At 54.6% G+C, this 16137-nt stretch carries 15 protein-coding genes; 7 read left to right on the top strand and 8 right to left on the bottom strand.

All coding sequences use genetic code 11. The annotated features are described in order from the left end of the window. Positions 1-5 precede the first annotated feature (5 nt). The 3 genes from FYJ52_RS04820 (at position 6) to FYJ52_RS04810 (ending at position 2363) form a co-directional block, all read left to right on the top strand. Positions 6-872, top strand: coding sequence for an aldo/keto reductase (locus FYJ52_RS04820; protein WP_154576128.1), 867 nt, complete (start codon positions 6-8; stop codon positions 870-872). Positions 873-966: 94 nt separating this feature from the next. Then, positions 967-1422: a ribose 5-phosphate isomerase B gene (rpiB, locus tag FYJ52_RS04815; protein ID WP_154576127.1), complete on the top strand. Its 456-nt coding sequence runs from the start codon at positions 967-969 to the stop codon at positions 1420-1422. A 140-nt stretch (positions 1423-1562) separates the two neighbouring features. Next, the gene (locus FYJ52_RS04810; protein WP_154576126.1) at positions 1563-2363 is read left to right on the top strand and encodes an AraC family transcriptional regulator; all 801 of its coding nucleotides are present in this window, start codon (positions 1563-1565) and stop codon (positions 2361-2363) included. A gap of 12 nt (positions 2364-2375) precedes the next feature. Here FYJ52_RS04810 and FYJ52_RS04805 read toward each other — a convergent pair whose 3' ends face one another. From FYJ52_RS04805 to FYJ52_RS04775, 7 genes are all read right to left on the bottom strand, one after another. Then, the gene (locus FYJ52_RS04805; RefSeq protein WP_154576125.1) at positions 2376-3503 is read right to left on the bottom strand and encodes an NAD(P)/FAD-dependent oxidoreductase; all 1128 of its coding nucleotides are present in this window, start codon (positions 3501-3503) and stop codon (positions 2376-2378) included. Continuing rightward, positions 3503-3853, bottom strand: a complete 351-nt coding sequence (locus FYJ52_RS04800) for a (2Fe-2S)-binding protein (RefSeq protein ID WP_154576124.1) — start codon at positions 3851-3853, stop codon at positions 3503-3505. The genes FYJ52_RS04805 and FYJ52_RS04800 overlap by 1 nt, the downstream gene beginning before the upstream one ends. A gap of 15 nt (positions 3854-3868) precedes the next feature. Beyond that, positions 3869-5446, bottom strand: coding sequence for an FAD-dependent oxidoreductase (locus FYJ52_RS04795; RefSeq protein WP_154576123.1), 1578 nt, complete (start codon positions 5444-5446; stop codon positions 3869-3871). After that, positions 5443-5781: a (2Fe-2S)-binding protein gene (locus FYJ52_RS04790; RefSeq protein ID WP_154576122.1), complete on the bottom strand. Its 339-nt coding sequence runs from the start codon at positions 5779-5781 to the stop codon at positions 5443-5445. The genes FYJ52_RS04795 and FYJ52_RS04790 overlap by 4 nt, the downstream gene beginning before the upstream one ends. A 124-nt stretch (positions 5782-5905) precedes the next feature. Next, positions 5906-7048, bottom strand: coding sequence for a tyramine oxidase subunit B (locus FYJ52_RS04785; RefSeq protein WP_154576121.1), 1143 nt, complete (start codon positions 7046-7048; stop codon positions 5906-5908). A gap of 64 nt (positions 7049-7112) precedes the next feature. Further along, a complete protein-coding gene (locus tag FYJ52_RS04780) occupies positions 7113-8573 on the bottom strand; it encodes an APC family permease (protein ID WP_154576120.1) in 1461 nt (486 codons plus the stop codon). A 51-nt stretch (positions 8574-8624) separates the two neighbouring features. Further along, a complete protein-coding gene (locus FYJ52_RS04775) occupies positions 8625-8984 on the bottom strand; it encodes a P-II family nitrogen regulator (RefSeq protein WP_154576119.1) in 360 nt (119 codons plus the stop codon). A gap of 171 nt (positions 8985-9155) precedes the next feature. Between FYJ52_RS04775 and FYJ52_RS04770 the strand changes: the two genes are divergently transcribed. Both FYJ52_RS04770 and galU read left to right on the top strand, forming a co-directional pair. Then, a complete protein-coding gene (locus tag FYJ52_RS04770) occupies positions 9156-10565 on the top strand; it encodes a UDP binding domain-containing protein (protein ID WP_154576118.1) in 1410 nt (469 codons plus the stop codon). An 84-nt stretch (positions 10566-10649) separates the two neighbouring features. Further along, a complete protein-coding gene (galU, locus tag FYJ52_RS04765; RefSeq protein WP_154576117.1) occupies positions 10650-11531 on the top strand; it encodes a UTP--glucose-1-phosphate uridylyltransferase GalU in 882 nt (293 codons plus the stop codon). A gap of 121 nt (positions 11532-11652) precedes the next feature. Here the strand turns inward: galU and ppk1 are convergent, their stop codons facing one another. Further along, a complete protein-coding gene (ppk1, locus tag FYJ52_RS04760; RefSeq protein ID WP_154576116.1) occupies positions 11653-13842 on the bottom strand; it encodes a polyphosphate kinase 1 in 2190 nt (729 codons plus the stop codon). A gap of 199 nt (positions 13843-14041) precedes the next feature. On the opposite strand from ppk1, the gene FYJ52_RS04755 reads away from it, so the two are divergent. Together FYJ52_RS04755 and FYJ52_RS04750 are read left to right on the top strand one after the other, a co-directional pair. Continuing rightward, positions 14042-14746: a gamma-glutamyl-gamma-aminobutyrate hydrolase family protein gene (locus FYJ52_RS04755; protein WP_154576115.1), complete on the top strand. Its 705-nt coding sequence runs from the start codon at positions 14042-14044 to the stop codon at positions 14744-14746. A gap of 41 nt (positions 14747-14787) precedes the next feature. After that, on the top strand, positions 14788-16134 hold the full coding sequence (locus FYJ52_RS04750; protein WP_154576114.1) for a chitobiase/beta-hexosaminidase C-terminal domain-containing protein: 1347 nt from the start codon (positions 14788-14790) through the stop codon (positions 16132-16134). Positions 16135-16137 lie beyond the last annotated feature (3 nt).

The raw sequence follows: 16137 nt of genomic DNA, 5'->3' as shown, positions 1-16137 counted from the left end.
CAAGTATGCAGCTTAAAAGTGCATCGGACCGCGTGACGCTGAGAAACGGGACAACGATTCCCTGTCTTGGATTCGGCATGTACCAAATGCCAGACGATGAACGCGTCATCGACGCAATCGATGCGGCAGTCGGTGCGGGCTATCGCTTGATTGACGGTGCGGCTTATTATCATAATGAGATCCACGTCGGCGAAGGCATTCGCCGCGCACTGGAGAAATACGAAATGGAACGGGATGAATTATTCATCACAAGCAAGGTTTGGAAAACAGACCGGGGCTACGACAATACCATGCGCGCCTTTGACAAAACGATGGCCGATTTGAAGCTCGACGTTCTCGATTTATATTTGATCCACTGGCCGATGGTGTCTGCACTTTCAGACGACTGGGAAGCCGTCAACGTCGATACCTGGAAAGCGCTCATTGAGCTGTACAAGTCGGGACGCGTGAAGGCGATCGGCGTTTCCAATTTTAAGCCGGCGCATTTGAAGGCCTTGATGGACACGGAAGTGGTTCCGATGGTGGATCAGATTCAGTTTCATCCGGGACTGGATCAGCAGGCGACCATCGATTTCTGTATGGGTCACGACATCGTGGTCGAAGGCTGGCGCCCCCTCGGGAAGGGCACGATCGTTGGCAATCCCCTTATCGTCGAGCGGGCGAATCGTTACGCCGTCACGCCGGCGCAGCTGATCCTCAGGTGGGTGCTGCAGCACCGGGTGATTCCGCTGCCCAAGGCTTTAAGTTCCCAGCACATCACGGAAAACACAAAGCTCTTCGACTTTGAAATTGCGCCGGAAGATATGGCGATGATCGACGCCATTGAAAAAGAAGCGGATGAAGCGCACGATCCGGATTTTCAAACCGAATAATATTTACTTATGTTAAAATAAAAACCGATACGTTCAGAATTGTGAAAATATGATAAAATAAAAAAAGAATCATTTCACGATTGGAGAAGATAATATGAAAATTGCGATTGGATCGGACCACGGCGGATACGAGCTTAAGCAGAAGTTCATTGAAGAATTAAAGAACAATTACCAGGTCGAAGTCATCGATTGCGGCTGCGACGGAACAGATTCGGTCGATTATCCGGATTATGGCCAGAAAGTCGGCGAAACGGTCGTTTCTGGCGCAGCGGACCGGGGCATTGTCATCTGCGGGACGGGCATCGGCATCAGCATTTCGGCGAATAAAGTGCCGGGCGTGCGTGCGGCGCTTTGCACCAACGAATATATGGCGATGATGACCCGCAAACACAACAATGCCAACGTTTTGGCCCTGGGTGCCCGGGTAGTGGGCGACGAACTGGCCAAGGATATTCTTAGGGTTTGGATGACCACCGAATTTGAAGGTGGGCGTCACCAGAGACGGCTGGACAAAATTTCCGCGATTGAAGCAAAATACAGCCGTTCGTAATTTTATTAAGAGCATTGCACAAAAATAAAAAGCATATTATAATATAAAAAGAACGCAAAGAGGCGCTTTAGCGAATTTTTGCGTTCTTTTTTTATTTGTGCGATAAATCAATAAAATGAAAAGATAGAGAGGACGATGGTATGGCCATTCAACCTTTTTTTGCGCTGAGTACCGACGCGTATTTTGTGAAGCGGGTGCATCGGGCGGGGATTACGCAGACTTATGCCTACACCCCGAATCCCACGCGATGCAAAACCATCGGGGTGCCCGACGGTTCCATTGACATTCAGTTTGATTTTTATAAAGACGATGTGCGCGCGAAGGTCATGGGGCCGGTGCCGAGCCATGATGTTCTGGAAACAGAGCCAGGCCATTTTTATTTTGGCGTTCGTTTCGATCCCGGGGTGCTGCCGCCGTTTATTGACGGAAAATTCAAGGACTTTCTCGCCCAGGTGATTCCCCTCGACGACTGCATGAGAGACCGCAAATTGGAAGCGCAATTGATGCAGAGCCGCTTTACAGGAATGCGCGCGGATCTTTTGATTCGGGCGATGGAAAATCACATCGAAGAAGAAAAAGACAGGGAGCAAAATTTGCTCGTAGATGCCATCATTCAGGGGATCGTTCAATCGAAGGGCTGCATCCGCATGGACGATCTGGCCGATCACCTGCAATACAGTACGCGCTACATCGATAAAGCTTTCAGCCGAAGGATGGGCATCAGTCCCAAGCAATTCAGTCAGGCCATCCGCTTTCAGTACACGCTGTCGCAGCTGACCCACGGTCATTCGGTCAAGATGGTGGATTTGGCACAGACCTGCGGGTATTACGACCAGTCACAGATGACGCGCTATTTCAAGGCAGCGACGAGCCTGACCCCGAAAAAATATCGGGATCAGATCGTCAACAGCCATTACGAGAGCAAATTCATCAATTGTTAGCATCCGAGGCCATTAAGCTTTTGCCTTGAACCGGTCGTAGGTCAGCCCGGAAATATCGATCGTCGTGTCCGGTCCGTCGACCAGTTCAGAGACGGTCATCCCGACAGACGGAGCGATGCCGAAGCCGTGGCCGCTGAAGCCGCAGGCCAGGATGAGGCCCGGCACTTCGTCGACCCGGTCGATGACGGGGACACCGTCGACGACGTGATCCATCCATCCGGCCCAGGTGCGCACGATTTTGGCATTGGCGAGCCGCGGCATGTATTTGATGATCCCGCGGCAGATACACGGCGCGGTGATCGAATGGGTCACCGGTGTGCCGTTGTCGCCGTTGACGTCTTCAAGACCGGAGGAGCCGCCGAAAACGAAAGAACCGTGAGCGGTCTGGTGGCCGTAGAAATCGGCTTCCGCCGTTCCGAGCATCTGCGGGAACATTTCCGGTTCCTGTTCGGTGACGAGGGCCTCGATTAAAACGGGTTTCATCGGGACGTCGATGCCGATTTGGCTCGCGATGGGCCGTGCTCCGATGCCGCAGGCCAGAATGACCGTATCCCCTTCAAAAATGCCTTTGTCGGTTTCGACGATTTTGAGCTTGCCGGCTTTCTTCTTGAGACCAGTCACACCGGTTTCGGTATAATACTGCACGCCCAGTTCCCGCGCTTTCATGTAAAAGGCGAGGGTCGCTTTCAGCGGATTGGCATGGCCGTCGGTGGGGCACCAGCTTGCGCCGACCACTTCATCGGACATGTAAGGGTTGATCGCCCGGACTTCCTTGCCGTCGATCATGCGCATGTCGAGGCCGCAGCTTTGGCCGACTTTTGCCAGCCCTTCCAGAATTTTCAGATGTTCCGGCGTTTTTCCAAGACGCAGGTTGCCTTTTTTCACGTATTCCACGTCGTACCCGAGCTCGTCGGACAGGCTCGGCCAGAGATTTTCAATGCCGTACATCGCGAGGGGCAATTCCCGCGCGTCGCGGCCGGACTGGCGCACGCCGCCGCCGTTTCGGCTGGAGCCGCCGTCGCCGATGATGGCGCTTTTTTCCAATACAATGACCGAGTGGCCTTTCTTTGCGGTGTAATACGCGATGGCGTTGCCGATGATGCCGGCACCCACCACGATGACGTCTGCTGTTGTTTTCATTAGAAATTCACCTCGCTTTCTGTGGCGATGATCTGCATTTCAGTGGGGCGCATTGGCGCTCTCGACGTTGCGGGCTCGAGCAGCGCCGGGGAGACGCCGAGTTCTCTGGCGACAATGCCCTTCACCAGCTTGCTGCAGGTCTGCCCCTGACAGAGGCCCATGCCGCAGCGCAGGTAGCGCCGAATCTCCGCGATGGTCCAGAGGCCGGCGTGAACGGCCTTTCGGATCTCCCCTTTGGTCACTTCTTCGCAGCGGCAGACGATCATATCGTCGTCCGGCGCCGGCACAAAGGGGCCGATGTCCGCACAGCGGTCACATAAATCGGTTAATGGTTGTTTATTTTCACTCATGGTTGACTCTCGTTTCTATTCAGCTTTGAAAAACCGCGCCGTCATGGCGTAGGCCTTTGGGACTTTCATGGTAAGCAGGACCGTTTGGTCGAAGGTCTTGGCGGTGCGCAGATTGACGACGGTCGCGTCGCAGACGGGTTCGCCTTTCCGCGAAAGCGCCTTGCCGACTGAGCCCTTTTCGGGGACGGGCAAAAATTCGTAGGGAAGGGTGATTTCAGCGGTGCCGTCGCCGCAGTCTTCGTCAATCAAGAAGATCGCCTGCCCCGGACAGGACGCGACACACATGCCGCAATTCACACAGGGGTTGTCTTCGTTGATGTGGGGCAGGGTGGTGATCTTTTCGCCGACCGCGATGCATTTTTTCGGGCAGGCATCCTGGCACGGGTTGCATGGGATATTTTGTGTGCATTCGATGACCGGATGGACGCCGGGGCGGTGGGTAACGCCGGGAAAACGTTCGATTTCGTCGTCAGCGACGAAGCCGTGGTGCAAAAGGGACTGGGAAATCGGAATACCCTCGTCGGTTTTTTCGATGCGCTTGCCTTTATTACCCGGCGCGAACATGCCCTGGCGAAGACCTGAGAGTGCCGCGTCCAATTCGTCTTCGCCTTTAGAAAATTCGTCTTCTTCGGCATAGCCGAGGTATTGGGCGGCGTAGAGTCCGGCCTGGCGGCCTTCGATCATTGCAGAGCTGGCTTCTTCGATTCCGGCGACGTCCCCTGCGGCGAAAATGCCGGGAACGGAAGTGGCGCCGTGTTCATCGATGATCGGCACCTGGCCGCCGCGTTTCGGGTTGTCTTCCATTTTGCAGCCGGCCATTTTGAGCAGCTGGCTCATCGGCGAAAGGCCGACGGCGACGCAGATCGTGTCCACATCGAAATGTTTTTCTGTGCCGGGAATAAAGTTGAAGTGGCTGTCCACTTCGGCAATGGTGACGCCGGTGACGTGATCGTCGCCTTCGGCCTCGACGATGGTGTGGGACAGGTAGAACGGCACGCCGGTTCTGGCGACCTTAGAAGCGTGGACACCGTAGCCGCCGATAAAAGGTGCAGCGTCAGCCAAGGCGACGACTTCACATCCCGCTTGAAGCAGCTGAAAGGAGACGACGAGGCCGACGTTCCCGGTCCCGAGCATCAGAATGCGGTTGCCCGGTTTGACGCCGTGAAGGTTCATCATGGTCTGAGCCGCGCCGGCTCCAATGACGCCGGGCAGGGTCCAGCCCTTGAAGGTGACCATGTTTTCAGAGGCGCCGGTCGCGACGATGATGGCGTCGGCTTTGATGTGTTCGATGGCTTCGCCGATTTTCACGACGACTTCCTTTTCCATGTAAATGCCCATCACCGTCGCGTTCAAGACGACGTCGACGCCGGCTTTTCCCGCTTCGTCGAGGAGGGTCTGGCCGATACGGAAGCCGCGGATTTTCGCCTTGTGTTCCTTTGAGCCAAAGAATTTGTGAATCTGTTTAAAGAGCTGGCCGCCGGGGCGGGCGTTTTCGTCGAAAACGACGGTGGACAGCCCCCGGCTTGAAGCTTCGATGGCGGCGGAGAGCCCGGCCGGGCCTGCGCCGATGACGATTAAATCAACACGTTTCATGCTTTTTCCTCCAATTCTGGAAAGGGTTCAGCCGAGACGCCGTATTGGGTCTGGACGGTCATGCCGGCTTTCAACGGGGTCATACAGGTGCGGACGTTTGGCTGCCCGTCGACGATCATGACGCAGTCGGTGCAGCGGCCGATCGCGCAGAAAATGCCCCGTGGGCTGTGTTTTTTGGAGGTGTAGCGGTGGACCATGACGCCGGCTGCCTTGAGCGCCATCGCAATCGGCTCACCTTCGTAACCGGTCATCGGTTTGCCGTCGTAAGTGAAATTGACTTTAGGGCCCTTTTCGTACGTCCCTAAAATCGGGTGGGTGGTTAATCTTGTACTCATGTGTACCTCTGTTTCTAATATAGATAAAAGAGTCCTGAAGGCAAAAGCTTGTCCTCAGGAGTCTTTTGTGAAGAAGTCAGTAAATGGATGTTTTCAATAAAGATTAAAGGAGAAGTCCTTAGGATCAATAGAAGTACGGGCTGTCCCAGAGATTGAGCTTCACGCCGATGCCCTTTTCAACGGCTCTGTCGTAAAGCACTTTGCCCCAGGCGACGTCTTCAATTGGCATCCCGCCGATGGAGTAGATGATGACCTGCTTGTCGTCCTTTCTGCCTGGGAAGCGGCCGTTTAAAATGCCGCCGAGGTCTTCGATTCTGGAGGCTTCGATTTTCCCGTCGTGGATCATGTCGGTGAATTTGCTCCCCGGAATGGCGATGGTGTTGTAGGTCGGGTACGGATATTCTTCCGCCCAGGCTTCGTAGAGTCCGGAGTTATCGACGACCAGCTTGGTATTTGGATCTTCGATGATGTCGTCGCTGAAGTCGCCGGCCATCGGGCAGGTGAACAAGGCGCCAGGTTTGATCCATTCGGTTTCGACGTGCGGATAATTGGCCGGATCGCCGCCGGTGATGCTGGTGCAGAAGCTGACGATATCGGAATCGCGGACACATTCTTCAAGGGTGTCGCAGACGATGATGTCCTTGAAACGGCCCGGCATTTTAGTGTTGACGTATTCGATGCAGCGATCGATGGACGCCTGGCCGCGGCCTTTGATTTTTAAGGTTTCGAGAGACGGCCGCAGGGCAGCAAAGGTTTCGATGGTCGCGCGGTTGATGACCCCAGGGCCGACAACACCGAGGACTTTAGCGTCTTCGAGGGCCAAATGTTTGACGCCGACGCCAGGAATGGCGGCGGTTCTGTAAGCGGAGATCAGGTTGGCGGACATCAGGGCTTCCGGTTCGCCGGTGTCCTTGTCGTTGAGCATGACCATCAAAATCGAGCGCGGAATGCCTTTTTCTCGGTTGGCGGTGTTGGAGCCGTACCATTTTTCACCGGCAACCTGGAACGGGCCGCCGACGTAGGCCGGCATGGCCATGAAGCGGCGGTCAGGGCCGTTGGCCGGCATGCCAGGGAATTCCGGATGATCGGGGAAGGTGACCATGCAGCCGTGGGAGTTGCCGTTTTCGCCGCCCATGCGGTAGTCGCCTTTGTCGAGCAGCTTGAGCAGCTCTTCCATGCAGTCGGTGCAGGCGACGACGTCATCGACGCCGGCTTTTAACATATCGGGTTCGCTTAAATACAGAAAATCAATTTTTGGGTAACTCATTTTTGTGTCCTTTCAAAATCATAATGGAATGTGAATCAATTAAATACGTTGCATTTGTTTGGGGTTATGCGTCGCGCTCAGCGACAGGTGTGACGCCGCCGCGGCTGATATTGGCGCGCAGCCTGCCGGTTTTCGGATCGTGGTAGACAGCGTAGAGGTCGTTGTCCATGGCCATGACTTCTTCCACCGGGAAGGCCTTAAAGAGCGGACGGTGCATGACTTTTTTGATCCACAAGACGGCGTAGACGCTTAAGACGGCGACCATGATCAGGCAGACAATGTAAATCAATGCCCGTTCTGCCGGATCGGAAGAGATATTCCAGAACATCCAGGCCATGCCGATGGCCCCGAGGACCGGAATGATGGGGCCGCCCGGCACTTTGAACTTGCGCGGCGCGTTGGGCAGGCGTTTTCTGAAGATGAGCACGTTGATGTGGGTGACGATGTAGGACAGCATCCAGAAGGCGCATCCGCAGAGAATTAAGAACGACAGCGACGAAGAAGTCGACAGGCCGACGGCGTTGATGACGAGGATGATCCCGCCAAAGAGGAGGATACCGGCGACCGGTGCGCCCTTCTTGTTCGTCTTGTTGAAAATTTCAGGGAGCAGTCCGATTTTCGCCATCCCTGCAGCGATATAGGCCAGAGAGGAAATGACCGTGTTGACCGACGAGACGACAGCGAGGATGGAAACGACCGCCATCCAGTACGTCCCCACAGGGCCGAGAAGCAGGGTGCCGTAGAGGACGTGGGGCGTCGTGCTTTTGCCGAGTGCTGCCCACGGAGTGTAATGGCTGAAGCCAATGCACATAAAAATCTGAAAAGTCAGAACCAAGAGCAGGGAAATGATCATCCCCACGGGGATTTTCCGGCGCGGATTGTCGATTTTATCCCCGATCGGGATGACGTATTCGCATCCGATGAAGAGGAAGAAAGCCAAGCCGCAGAGCCCGGTGATGTCCGAGAACTTCGAGGAGAGGACAGCCGGCTGAGAAATCGGTGTGCCGGTGCCGACTTTAATCGTCCCGAGGACGCCGAGAATTAAGAGCGAGATAATCAGGGCGTAGGCGACGAAATCCTGAACCTTGGCGAAGATGTCGACGCCGTTTAAATTGATGGCGATCAAAATGGCGACGAGGATGACGCAGTAGACCGAGGCCGGAATGCCCGCCTGCGGGAAGACACTTTGGATGGTGTTGCCGAACATCGCGCATTCCGCCGAGCTGACCATCGTGTTGCAGGCCAGATACCCGCCCACCATGATGACGATGGTGACAAAGGGGCCCATGCTCGCGAGGGTGTACTGCGGCAGCCCGCCGGTGATGTTAGGCATCAGCGAATTGAGCTCCGAAACCGATAAAGCGAATAGAATGTTGATGACACAGGCGATCACCATCGAGATGATGAACGTGGTCCCGATTGCCGAGGCGCCCTGCCCGAGAGAGAGCAGACAGCTGGTGGCGACGATCAGGCCGACCCCGGTGGCGACGACGCTGCCCATGCCGAGTTTTTTATTAGCAGCCAAGAGGATTCACTTCCTTTTGTTATCAATCCATTGAATTTAAGAAAACGGCGCTTAGTGCTTCTGGGGTTCCAGCGCTTCGATGCCGACTTCGCCGGTGCGCACGCGCATAATTTCCTGAATGTCGGATACGAAGATTTTGCCGTCGCCAATGTGGCCGGTGTACAATTCTTCGCTGACGAATTTCAAAAAGGCGTCGACCTGATCGGTCGGCATGACGACCATGGCCACTTGTTTGGGAAGGAGCGTCGGCGTTTTCTTTGATTCCCCTTCGTATTCTTTAGAGCCGTACTGAACGCCGCAGCCCAAAACCTGATAAACGGTGATGCCAGAAATGCCGTACTGCCCAACTGCACTGAGCAGGGTTTCTAATTTTGCATTGTCCGTGACGATTTCAACTCTTGAAAATTTCATGTTTTGCCTCCATCAATCAAAAAGGCGCCGTCACCGGAATAGGTGAGACGCCTTTGTCTTGATCTGTTTGATTTGATGAGTCTATGATAACGCGGCGGCTCAACAAAAAATTGTAAAAATCGGAACAGTTTTTTATTTTTTGAGACAGGTGTTCTTTGTTATAATAGCACCATGATGAACACGAATTGGAACGCAAATACGCATACAGAAGAAGAGCACCGCATGACGGTCGGCGTGATCGGCTTGACGGTGACAGGGCTGGCCTGGGCCGCCGTTCAGGCGGAAAAGGGCCTGGCCGTTTTGGCGACGGACCCGGACGAAGATATGGCCGAGGGCATTCAGGAGGAAATGTCGCTGCCGGGGGTTGAGCCAGGGCTTAAAGCAGCTCTCGAGGCGCAGATCAAATCCGGCGGTCTGACGATTTTGACGCAGCCGCGGCGGATTTTTCGGGAATGCCGCCTGATTACACTGTGCGGCATGACACCGGCGGGGGAAGACGGCAGGCCCTCCCTCAGATTCATTGAGTCAGTGGTGCGCCAGGCCGCCAACCAGTGCCCGGAAACCACTGTGCTTGCCGTTAAGACGACGCTGCCGCCGGGCGGCATCCGCGCGCTGCAGCGCGTCGCGGAGGACGCGGCCGCAAACCGCGAGGACGCCGTACCGGTTCACGTCATCGCGCTTCCGGAATTGTACGACGACGGCGCGATGATGAAGGCCATGCGCCGAGAGGCGCCGATCGTCGTCGGGGAAGATGCCCGGTATCAGCCGGTGGAAGCAGCGCTTGCGGTGATGGACCCGGACAGCAGCCGCCGAATCTACTGCACGCCGGAAGACGCGGAAGCGGCCGCCGTATCAGATGCGGCGCGGGCTGCTTTTGCGCAAGTGCTGGCCAATTACTGGCAGGACATCGCTGCAGACTGCGGCGCGTCGGGGCAGAAGGTCTTTGAAATTTTGGCCAAAGGCGAAAAGCTGCACCGCGGGGCGGGTGCCCCTTTGTCCGCCGGCGTGGGCGGACGGCGCCTGAGTCAGGAGCTGGAGAATTTGAAAGCCTTTGAGAAAAAAGAGTTGTCTTTAATTGACGGGTTCCAGACAGCCAATACGGCGCATTTTGAAAAAGTGAAGGCCTGGCTGATGCCGGCCGTTCAAAAGATCACATCCAGCGGCGGGAAAGTTGCCGTTCTGGGCTTGTCCAACGTCCCCGGAACGGACGACCTTCGGGAGACACCGGCGGTGGCGCTGCTCAAAGCGATGGCGGAATCCTTTGAAGACCAGACTTTTGAAGGCGAAAAACCGTTCGCCCTCTACCTGCCGTGGGGCATGGATCAGGCGAAGTGGCGGCTGTTCCGCACACGGGCGGCCTTTACGTTCTGCGCCAGCTGTGCTGAGGCGACAAAGAATGCGGAAATGGTCGTCATTCTCGGCGCGTGGCCGGGGATGGGCCGGATGTTGACACCGGCGCTCGCGAAGCGCATGGCGGGCCGGCAGATCGTCGATGTGACGGGCAGTCTTGACCGAAAAAAGATCGCAGCGCTGGGCCTGAAGCCGGTCGGCCTGTTTGAAAAGCTTGAAGATTTGAATTAAAGCCGTTATACTTATAAGAAGACAGATAGAAATGCAAGGGGCATTTCAATTCAATTTGAACGAAATCAATACAGGAGAGCATTCATGACACAAGAAGTGAAAAAGGCAGTGATTCCGGCAGCGGGTCTGGGCACGCGGTTTTTGCCGGTGACCAAATCGGTTCCGAAGGAAATTCTGCCTATCGTCGATAAGCCGACCATTCAGTATATCGTCGAAGAAATTGTCGCGTCGGGCATTACCGACATTTTAATCATCACTGGCCGCAATAAGGAAATCATCATCAACCATTTTGACCACGTGCCGGAATTGGAATTCAATCTGCGCATGAAGGGCAAAAACGCTGAGCTGCAGATGGTCGAAGATATTACCAATATGGCCAACATTTACACCATTCGCCAGGGCGAAGCCAAGGGGCTCGGCCACGCCGTGCTGTGCGCCAAGGAATTTGTCGGGGATGAACCTTTCGCAGTGGTGCTGGGGGACGATATTGTCTACAACAAAGAAAACCCGGCCCTCAAGCAGATGATCAACGTCTACAACAAACACCAGGCATCGGTCATCGGGGTGCAGCGTGTGCCCAAGGATCAAGTCGACAAATACGGCATTGTTTCGGGAAAGGCCATCAACGATTACGAATTTGCCGTCGATGATTTGGTCGAAAAGCCGGCCATTGACGAAGCGCCGAGCGATTTGGCGATTTTGGGGCGCTACGTCATTACACCGGAAATTTTTGAAATCCTCGAACACACCGGCCGCGGCGCCGGCGGCGAAATTCAGCTGACGGATGCGCTGAGAAAATTGGCCCGCCGCCAGAAAATGATCGCCTACGATTTTGCGGGACGCCGCTACGATGTCGGCGATAAGCTCGGCTTCCTCGAAGCGACCGTCGAATACGGTCTGCGCATGCCGGGGGTCGGCGATCGATTCAAAAAATATTTAAAAGAACTGGACATCGACAACAACTAATTTTGCGCATTGGGGATTAAATCAAAAACGTACAGCAGCTTAAAAGGCTGCTGTATTTTTTTTTGAAATAAAAAGCCAGACGATGTGCATATCGTCTGGCATTGTCGATGTATTGAAGGGCTTAATGGTCGCGGTGAAAGAGCCTTGAGAAGAAAGACGTCTTGTGCTTTGGCCGGTCGGCGCCGTTTGAAAGCCTGTTTATCTGGGGGCGGAAGCAGTTTTGAATGGCTTCGTCCATCTGCGCCTGCTGGCAGTCGTAGGGCGGCAGCGCGGCGCCCTTATCGTCGGTGATCGGGTGATACAGCTTGTCTGGTCCGAGGATGCGCGCCTTCGACGTGTCGTGCATCATGATGTCTACGATGTGGTTGATTTGGTCGCGGATCCCCTGGTCGAGGATCGGCGCACCGACTTCGACGCGGCGTTCGGTGTTTCGGGTCATGAAATCAGCGGAAGCGATGTACATTTTTTGCGTTTCTCCGGCGCCGAAGCGATAAATCCGGGAGTGCTCGAGGTAGCGCCCGACGACACTGCGCACGTTAATGTTTTCGGTAACGCCCGGAATGCCCGGTACGATGCAGCAGATGCCGCGGATGATCATGTTGACTTTAACGCCGGCGCAGGAAGCTTCCTTGAGCTTTTGGATGATGTCCACGTCAGTCAGGGAATTGAGCTTGAAGAACATTTCGCCCTCGCTGCCGCGAGTAATTTGTTCGTCCACCAGCTTCAGCACCGTCGATTTCAAGGTGGATGGCGAGACGATCAGCTTGTTGTATTTGGCGTTAAGCTTTTCAAGGCCCATATTCTGGAAGAAACGCATGGCGTCCAGACCAATGGCCGGGTTGGCGGTGAGCAGCGACAGGTCGGTGTAGAGGGCGGCTGTCTTTTCGTTGTAGTTGCCTGTGCCGATTTGGGTCTGGTAGGTGATTTCACCGTTCTTTTCCCGCGTGATCAGGCAGATTTTCGAGTGGACTTTGAAGCCCGGCGTGCCGTAGATGACCGTACAGCCGGAATTTTCCAGCCGTTCAGACCAGTCGATGTTGTTCTGCTCGTCGAATCGGGCCCTGAGTTCGATCAGGGTGGTGATGTTTTTGCCGTTTTCGGCGGCGCGGCAGATGGCGTCGACCAGCTTGCTCTTGGAGGATAACCGGTAAATCGTAATGGCGATGGCGCGCACAGACGGATCGTCTGCCGCTTCGGAGACCATTTTCACGAAAGGATCCATAGCATCGTAAGGAAAGGAGAGTAGAATGTCGCGGCTTTCGATTTGCGGTTCCATTTTTTGCCTCATGTTCACCGATGCGGGAATCTGCGGCGAAAACGGCGCGTAAAGCAGATTGGCCTTCTGTTCGTCGTTGAGCTTGTCAGCGATTGGATAAGCGTAACCTAAACGCATGGGCGATTTGACGTAAAAAATCTGAGCGTCGGCCAGCCGCAGTTTCTTTTTCAGAAAATCGTAGCAGGTGTCGCTGATCGTGTTGGAGAGTTCCAGACGGAGCGGTGCCAGGCGCTTGCGGCGCTTGAGCATGTCGCGCATCACGGTGCGGAAATCGTCGTTGATTTCAAAATCTTCGTCGTCGGCGTGGATGTCTGCGTTGCGCGTGATCGACATCTTGACTTTTTCGACGATGGTGTACGTGTCGAAGATAATATCCGCGTAATCGAAGACCACATCTTCAGTGGAAATGTAGCGCAAGGCGTGGCGGGACGGCAGGTAAATGACGTCCGGAAGACTGTCGGGGATCGGAATGATTGCGAAGACCTTGCGCTCTGCCTGATCCTTTAAAACGACGCCGATTTCGATTTTTTTGTTCTGCAGATGGGGAAAGGGATGGTGGGCGTCGATAATCAGCGGTGAAAGCAGCGGCAGGATATGATTTTGAAAATGCTGCTCGATGTATTCCTGTTCGTCGTCAGTTAACTCGTCGTAGGACAAATGCCAGATATCTTGATGGCGCAGCTTGTGCTCGAGATGAAAGTAGACGCGATCCTTTTTGGCGCAGAGGGTTCTGGACGCACGGTAAATGTGCTGGAGCTGTTCGTCGGCGGTCCAGCCGGTTTTGCTGTCGTGGTAGGCATCGCCGGCAGGGACCATATCGATTAAAGAGCCGACGCGGACGCGGAAAAATTCGTCGAGATTTGAAACGAAGATCTGGACGAAGCGAAGGCGTTCGAGAAGGGGAACCGACGGATCCTGCGCTTCACTTAAGACCCGGTCGTTAAAATTCAGCCAAGACAGCTCCCGGTTTTGCATGAAGTCGTAAGGGCTCACAGATGGGGCTTTTGCAGCGGATGTCAGGTTTTCATTTGGCATGGTGTACTCTCTTTCTAATATTCATCAATCCATTAACGTCAATATCTCCGTCAGATTACTATATAGAAGTATCATAAAATTTACAGCAGATTTCAGTAAAAAGTAAGTAAAGAATGGAAGCTTTCATCGACCCTTCGCATTTTCATTTGTTTTTGTTTATAATATGAATTGATTTTATTATAGCACACGAGGTTAAACGATGAAGCAACCAAAAATCGCGATTCTGCCACTGATGGATCTGAAGCGGAAAAGTTATTGGATGCTGCCTGGGTACATGAAGGGTATCCTTGCGGCCGGGGGTGTTCCGGTAATGCTGCCCTACACCGAGGATGAAGCGATCCTGAACGATTTTGCAAAAACCTATGACGGCTTTCTCTTTCCAGGGGGTCAGGATGTGACACCGTCTTATTACAACGAGCCGCGCCGAACCGATACCGATGAAATTTGCGAGCCATTGGATCGGATGAGCGTGATTTTATTTCACGCCGCCGCTCAAGGGGATAAGCCCGTACTCGGCATCTGCCGCGGCATTCAGCTCATGAATGTGCTCTACGGCGGAAATCTGTATCAGGATCTGCCAACGGAGCATCCGACAGCGACCGAACATCACCAACGCCCGCCTTACAATGTGCCGATTCACAGGGTTGAGATTTTGTCGGACACGCTTTTAAGCGGTATTGTCGGCGCGGGCGCGTACGCGGTCAATTCCATTCATCATCAGGCGGTGAAGGAGGTCGGTTCCGGCCTCGTTGTTCAGGCGGTGTCTGAGGACGGTGTGGTGGAAAGCGTCAGCGATCCGAAACGGGCTTTCCTCCTTGGCGTTCAGTGGCATCCGGAGTGCGCCTTCGAGACTGATCCCAAAAGCTTAGCTGTCTTCGAGGCTTTTGTCCGCGCCTGCGCTTAATTGCTTTAAAGGGCACATCATGCTAAAATAAAAGAAAAGTAATGGAGATAAAAAATATGAAATGCAGGAAGTGCGGAGCGCAGTTGGGGCCTGAGATGAAATATTGTCCCCGATGCGGCCAGCCGGTTCAGCCGGAGCAGAAAACACAGCCGCAGCGCCGCAAAGAAGGCATGCCGCCCAAACCAGTCGGGACTCGGGTTGCTTCAGGCCGGCTGAAGACGACCCTGGTGATCGTGGTGCTGGTTCTGATTGCCGGCGGGGTGGGCGCAGCGGCGCTGCTGTTCCAAAATCATCAATATCAATCGGCAATCGACATAGGAAATCGCAACTTGGATCAGAAGGCTTACACCGCGGCGCAGACTTCCTTTAAGGAAGCAGTCAAGATGAACAATCGGCGTGTCGAAGGCTACGAAGGTCTGGCGGCGGCCGCTTTGGCGAAAGGCCAGCCCGAGGCAGCCGACCGCTATCTCGAACAGGCTAAGCAGCGCAAAGAAACGGATTACGGCAAAGCGCTGCAGGCAAAATCCGCAGCGGTGCAGAACAAGGACAGCGAGGCCAAAACACTTTTGACAGAGGTTTCGATCGCCGCGAATATCGATCGGCGAACGGCCGTAGCCGGCGGTCAGGCGGCGAAAAAAATCGGCGAGCTCAGACTTGGCGAACAGATTGTCAAACACGGGATCAAGGCGGCGAAAAGTAAGAGCGACTTGAAACGGCTTTACCGCGAGCTGATCGATCTCTACATCAGCGAAGGGCGCAGCAATTCGACGGTCTCGAAGCTGATCGATCAAGCGGCTCAGGCGACGGGTGACACCGATATGCTCAAGCTCAAAAAACAGTTGCTGGTCAGCCGGCCGAGCTTTGCTTCAAATCCGGGCAGCTACAGCATCGGCTTTAAACTGGCCATCAAATCGGGACACAAAACCGACACGCTGTATTACACGACAGACGGCACAGCGCCGACGAAAAAGTCCAACGTGTACACCGCGGCCATTGAACTGCCGCCGGGAACGACGACGATTCGCGTCGTGGCTTACAACGCCTCTGGCCGGAAGGGCACGGTGCTTAACGGCGTCTACACCGTTTCGGCGCTGGCGGCGCCAAAAGCGCAGGATTGGCAGGATACCAAGATTCAGGATATGGACGGCATCAGCTTCTCGTGGAACGCGGTAGATGGCGCGGATGGCTACGAGGTGGCGATCACGAAGACCAAAGACGACGATACGGAAGCGGTGCGGCCGGTGAACTGGAACGACACGACGACGTCGGTGGCGGTTTACGTCAACGATTCGGGCTGCACGGTTAAGGGAAAAGTGCGTGCTTACATCAAAATCGGCGGCAAACGCTATTACTCCGACTGGAGCAATGAAATCAGCCGGGATTTATAAAAG

The sequence above is a fragment of the Pseudoramibacter porci genome (assembly GCF_009696145.1).
Lineage (GTDB): Bacteria > Bacillota > Clostridia > Eubacteriales > Eubacteriaceae > Pseudoramibacter > Pseudoramibacter porci.
The sequence above is the reverse complement of the archived record's forward strand: the minus strand, read 5'-3'. Positions and strand labels throughout refer to the sequence as shown.

What these genes read in the sequence shown, in the direction of transcription:
- FYJ52_RS04820 (WP_154576128.1), top strand. Translation starts at nt 6, where the DNA reads ATGCAGCTTAAAAGTGCATCGGACCGCGTGACGCTGAGAAACGGGACA.
- rpiB (WP_154576127.1), top strand. Translation starts at nt 967, where the DNA reads ATGAAAATTGCGATTGGATCGGACCACGGCGGATACGAGCTTAAGCAG.
- FYJ52_RS04810 (WP_154576126.1), top strand. Translation starts at nt 1,563, where the DNA reads ATGGCCATTCAACCTTTTTTTGCGCTGAGTACCGACGCGTATTTTGTG.
- FYJ52_RS04805 (WP_154576125.1), bottom strand. Translation starts at nt 3,503, where the DNA reads ATGAAAACAACAGCAGACGTCATCGTGGTGGGTGCCGGCATCATCGGC.
- FYJ52_RS04800 (WP_154576124.1), bottom strand. Translation starts at nt 3,853, where the DNA reads ATGAGTGAAAATAAACAACCATTAACCGATTTATGTGACCGCTGTGCG.
- FYJ52_RS04795 (WP_154576123.1), bottom strand. Translation starts at nt 5,446, where the DNA reads ATGAAACGTGTTGATTTAATCGTCATCGGCGCAGGCCCGGCCGGGCTC.
- FYJ52_RS04790 (WP_154576122.1), bottom strand. Translation starts at nt 5,781, where the DNA reads ATGAGTACAAGATTAACCACCCACCCGATTTTAGGGACGTACGAAAAG.
- FYJ52_RS04785 (WP_154576121.1), bottom strand. Translation starts at nt 7,048, where the DNA reads ATGAGTTACCCAAAAATTGATTTTCTGTATTTAAGCGAACCCGATATG.
- FYJ52_RS04775 (WP_154576119.1), bottom strand. Translation starts at nt 8,984, where the DNA reads ATGAAATTTTCAAGAGTTGAAATCGTCACGGACAATGCAAAATTAGAA.
- FYJ52_RS04770 (WP_154576118.1), top strand. Translation starts at nt 9,156, where the DNA reads ATGATGAACACGAATTGGAACGCAAATACGCATACAGAAGAAGAGCAC.
- galU (WP_154576117.1), top strand. Translation starts at nt 10,650, where the DNA reads ATGACACAAGAAGTGAAAAAGGCAGTGATTCCGGCAGCGGGTCTGGGC.
- ppk1 (WP_154576116.1), bottom strand. Translation starts at nt 13,842, where the DNA reads ATGCCAAATGAAAACCTGACATCCGCTGCAAAAGCCCCATCTGTGAGC.
- FYJ52_RS04755 (WP_154576115.1), top strand. Translation starts at nt 14,042, where the DNA reads ATGAAGCAACCAAAAATCGCGATTCTGCCACTGATGGATCTGAAGCGG.
- FYJ52_RS04750 (WP_154576114.1), top strand. Translation starts at nt 14,788, where the DNA reads ATGGAGATAAAAAATATGAAATGCAGGAAGTGCGGAGCGCAGTTGGGG.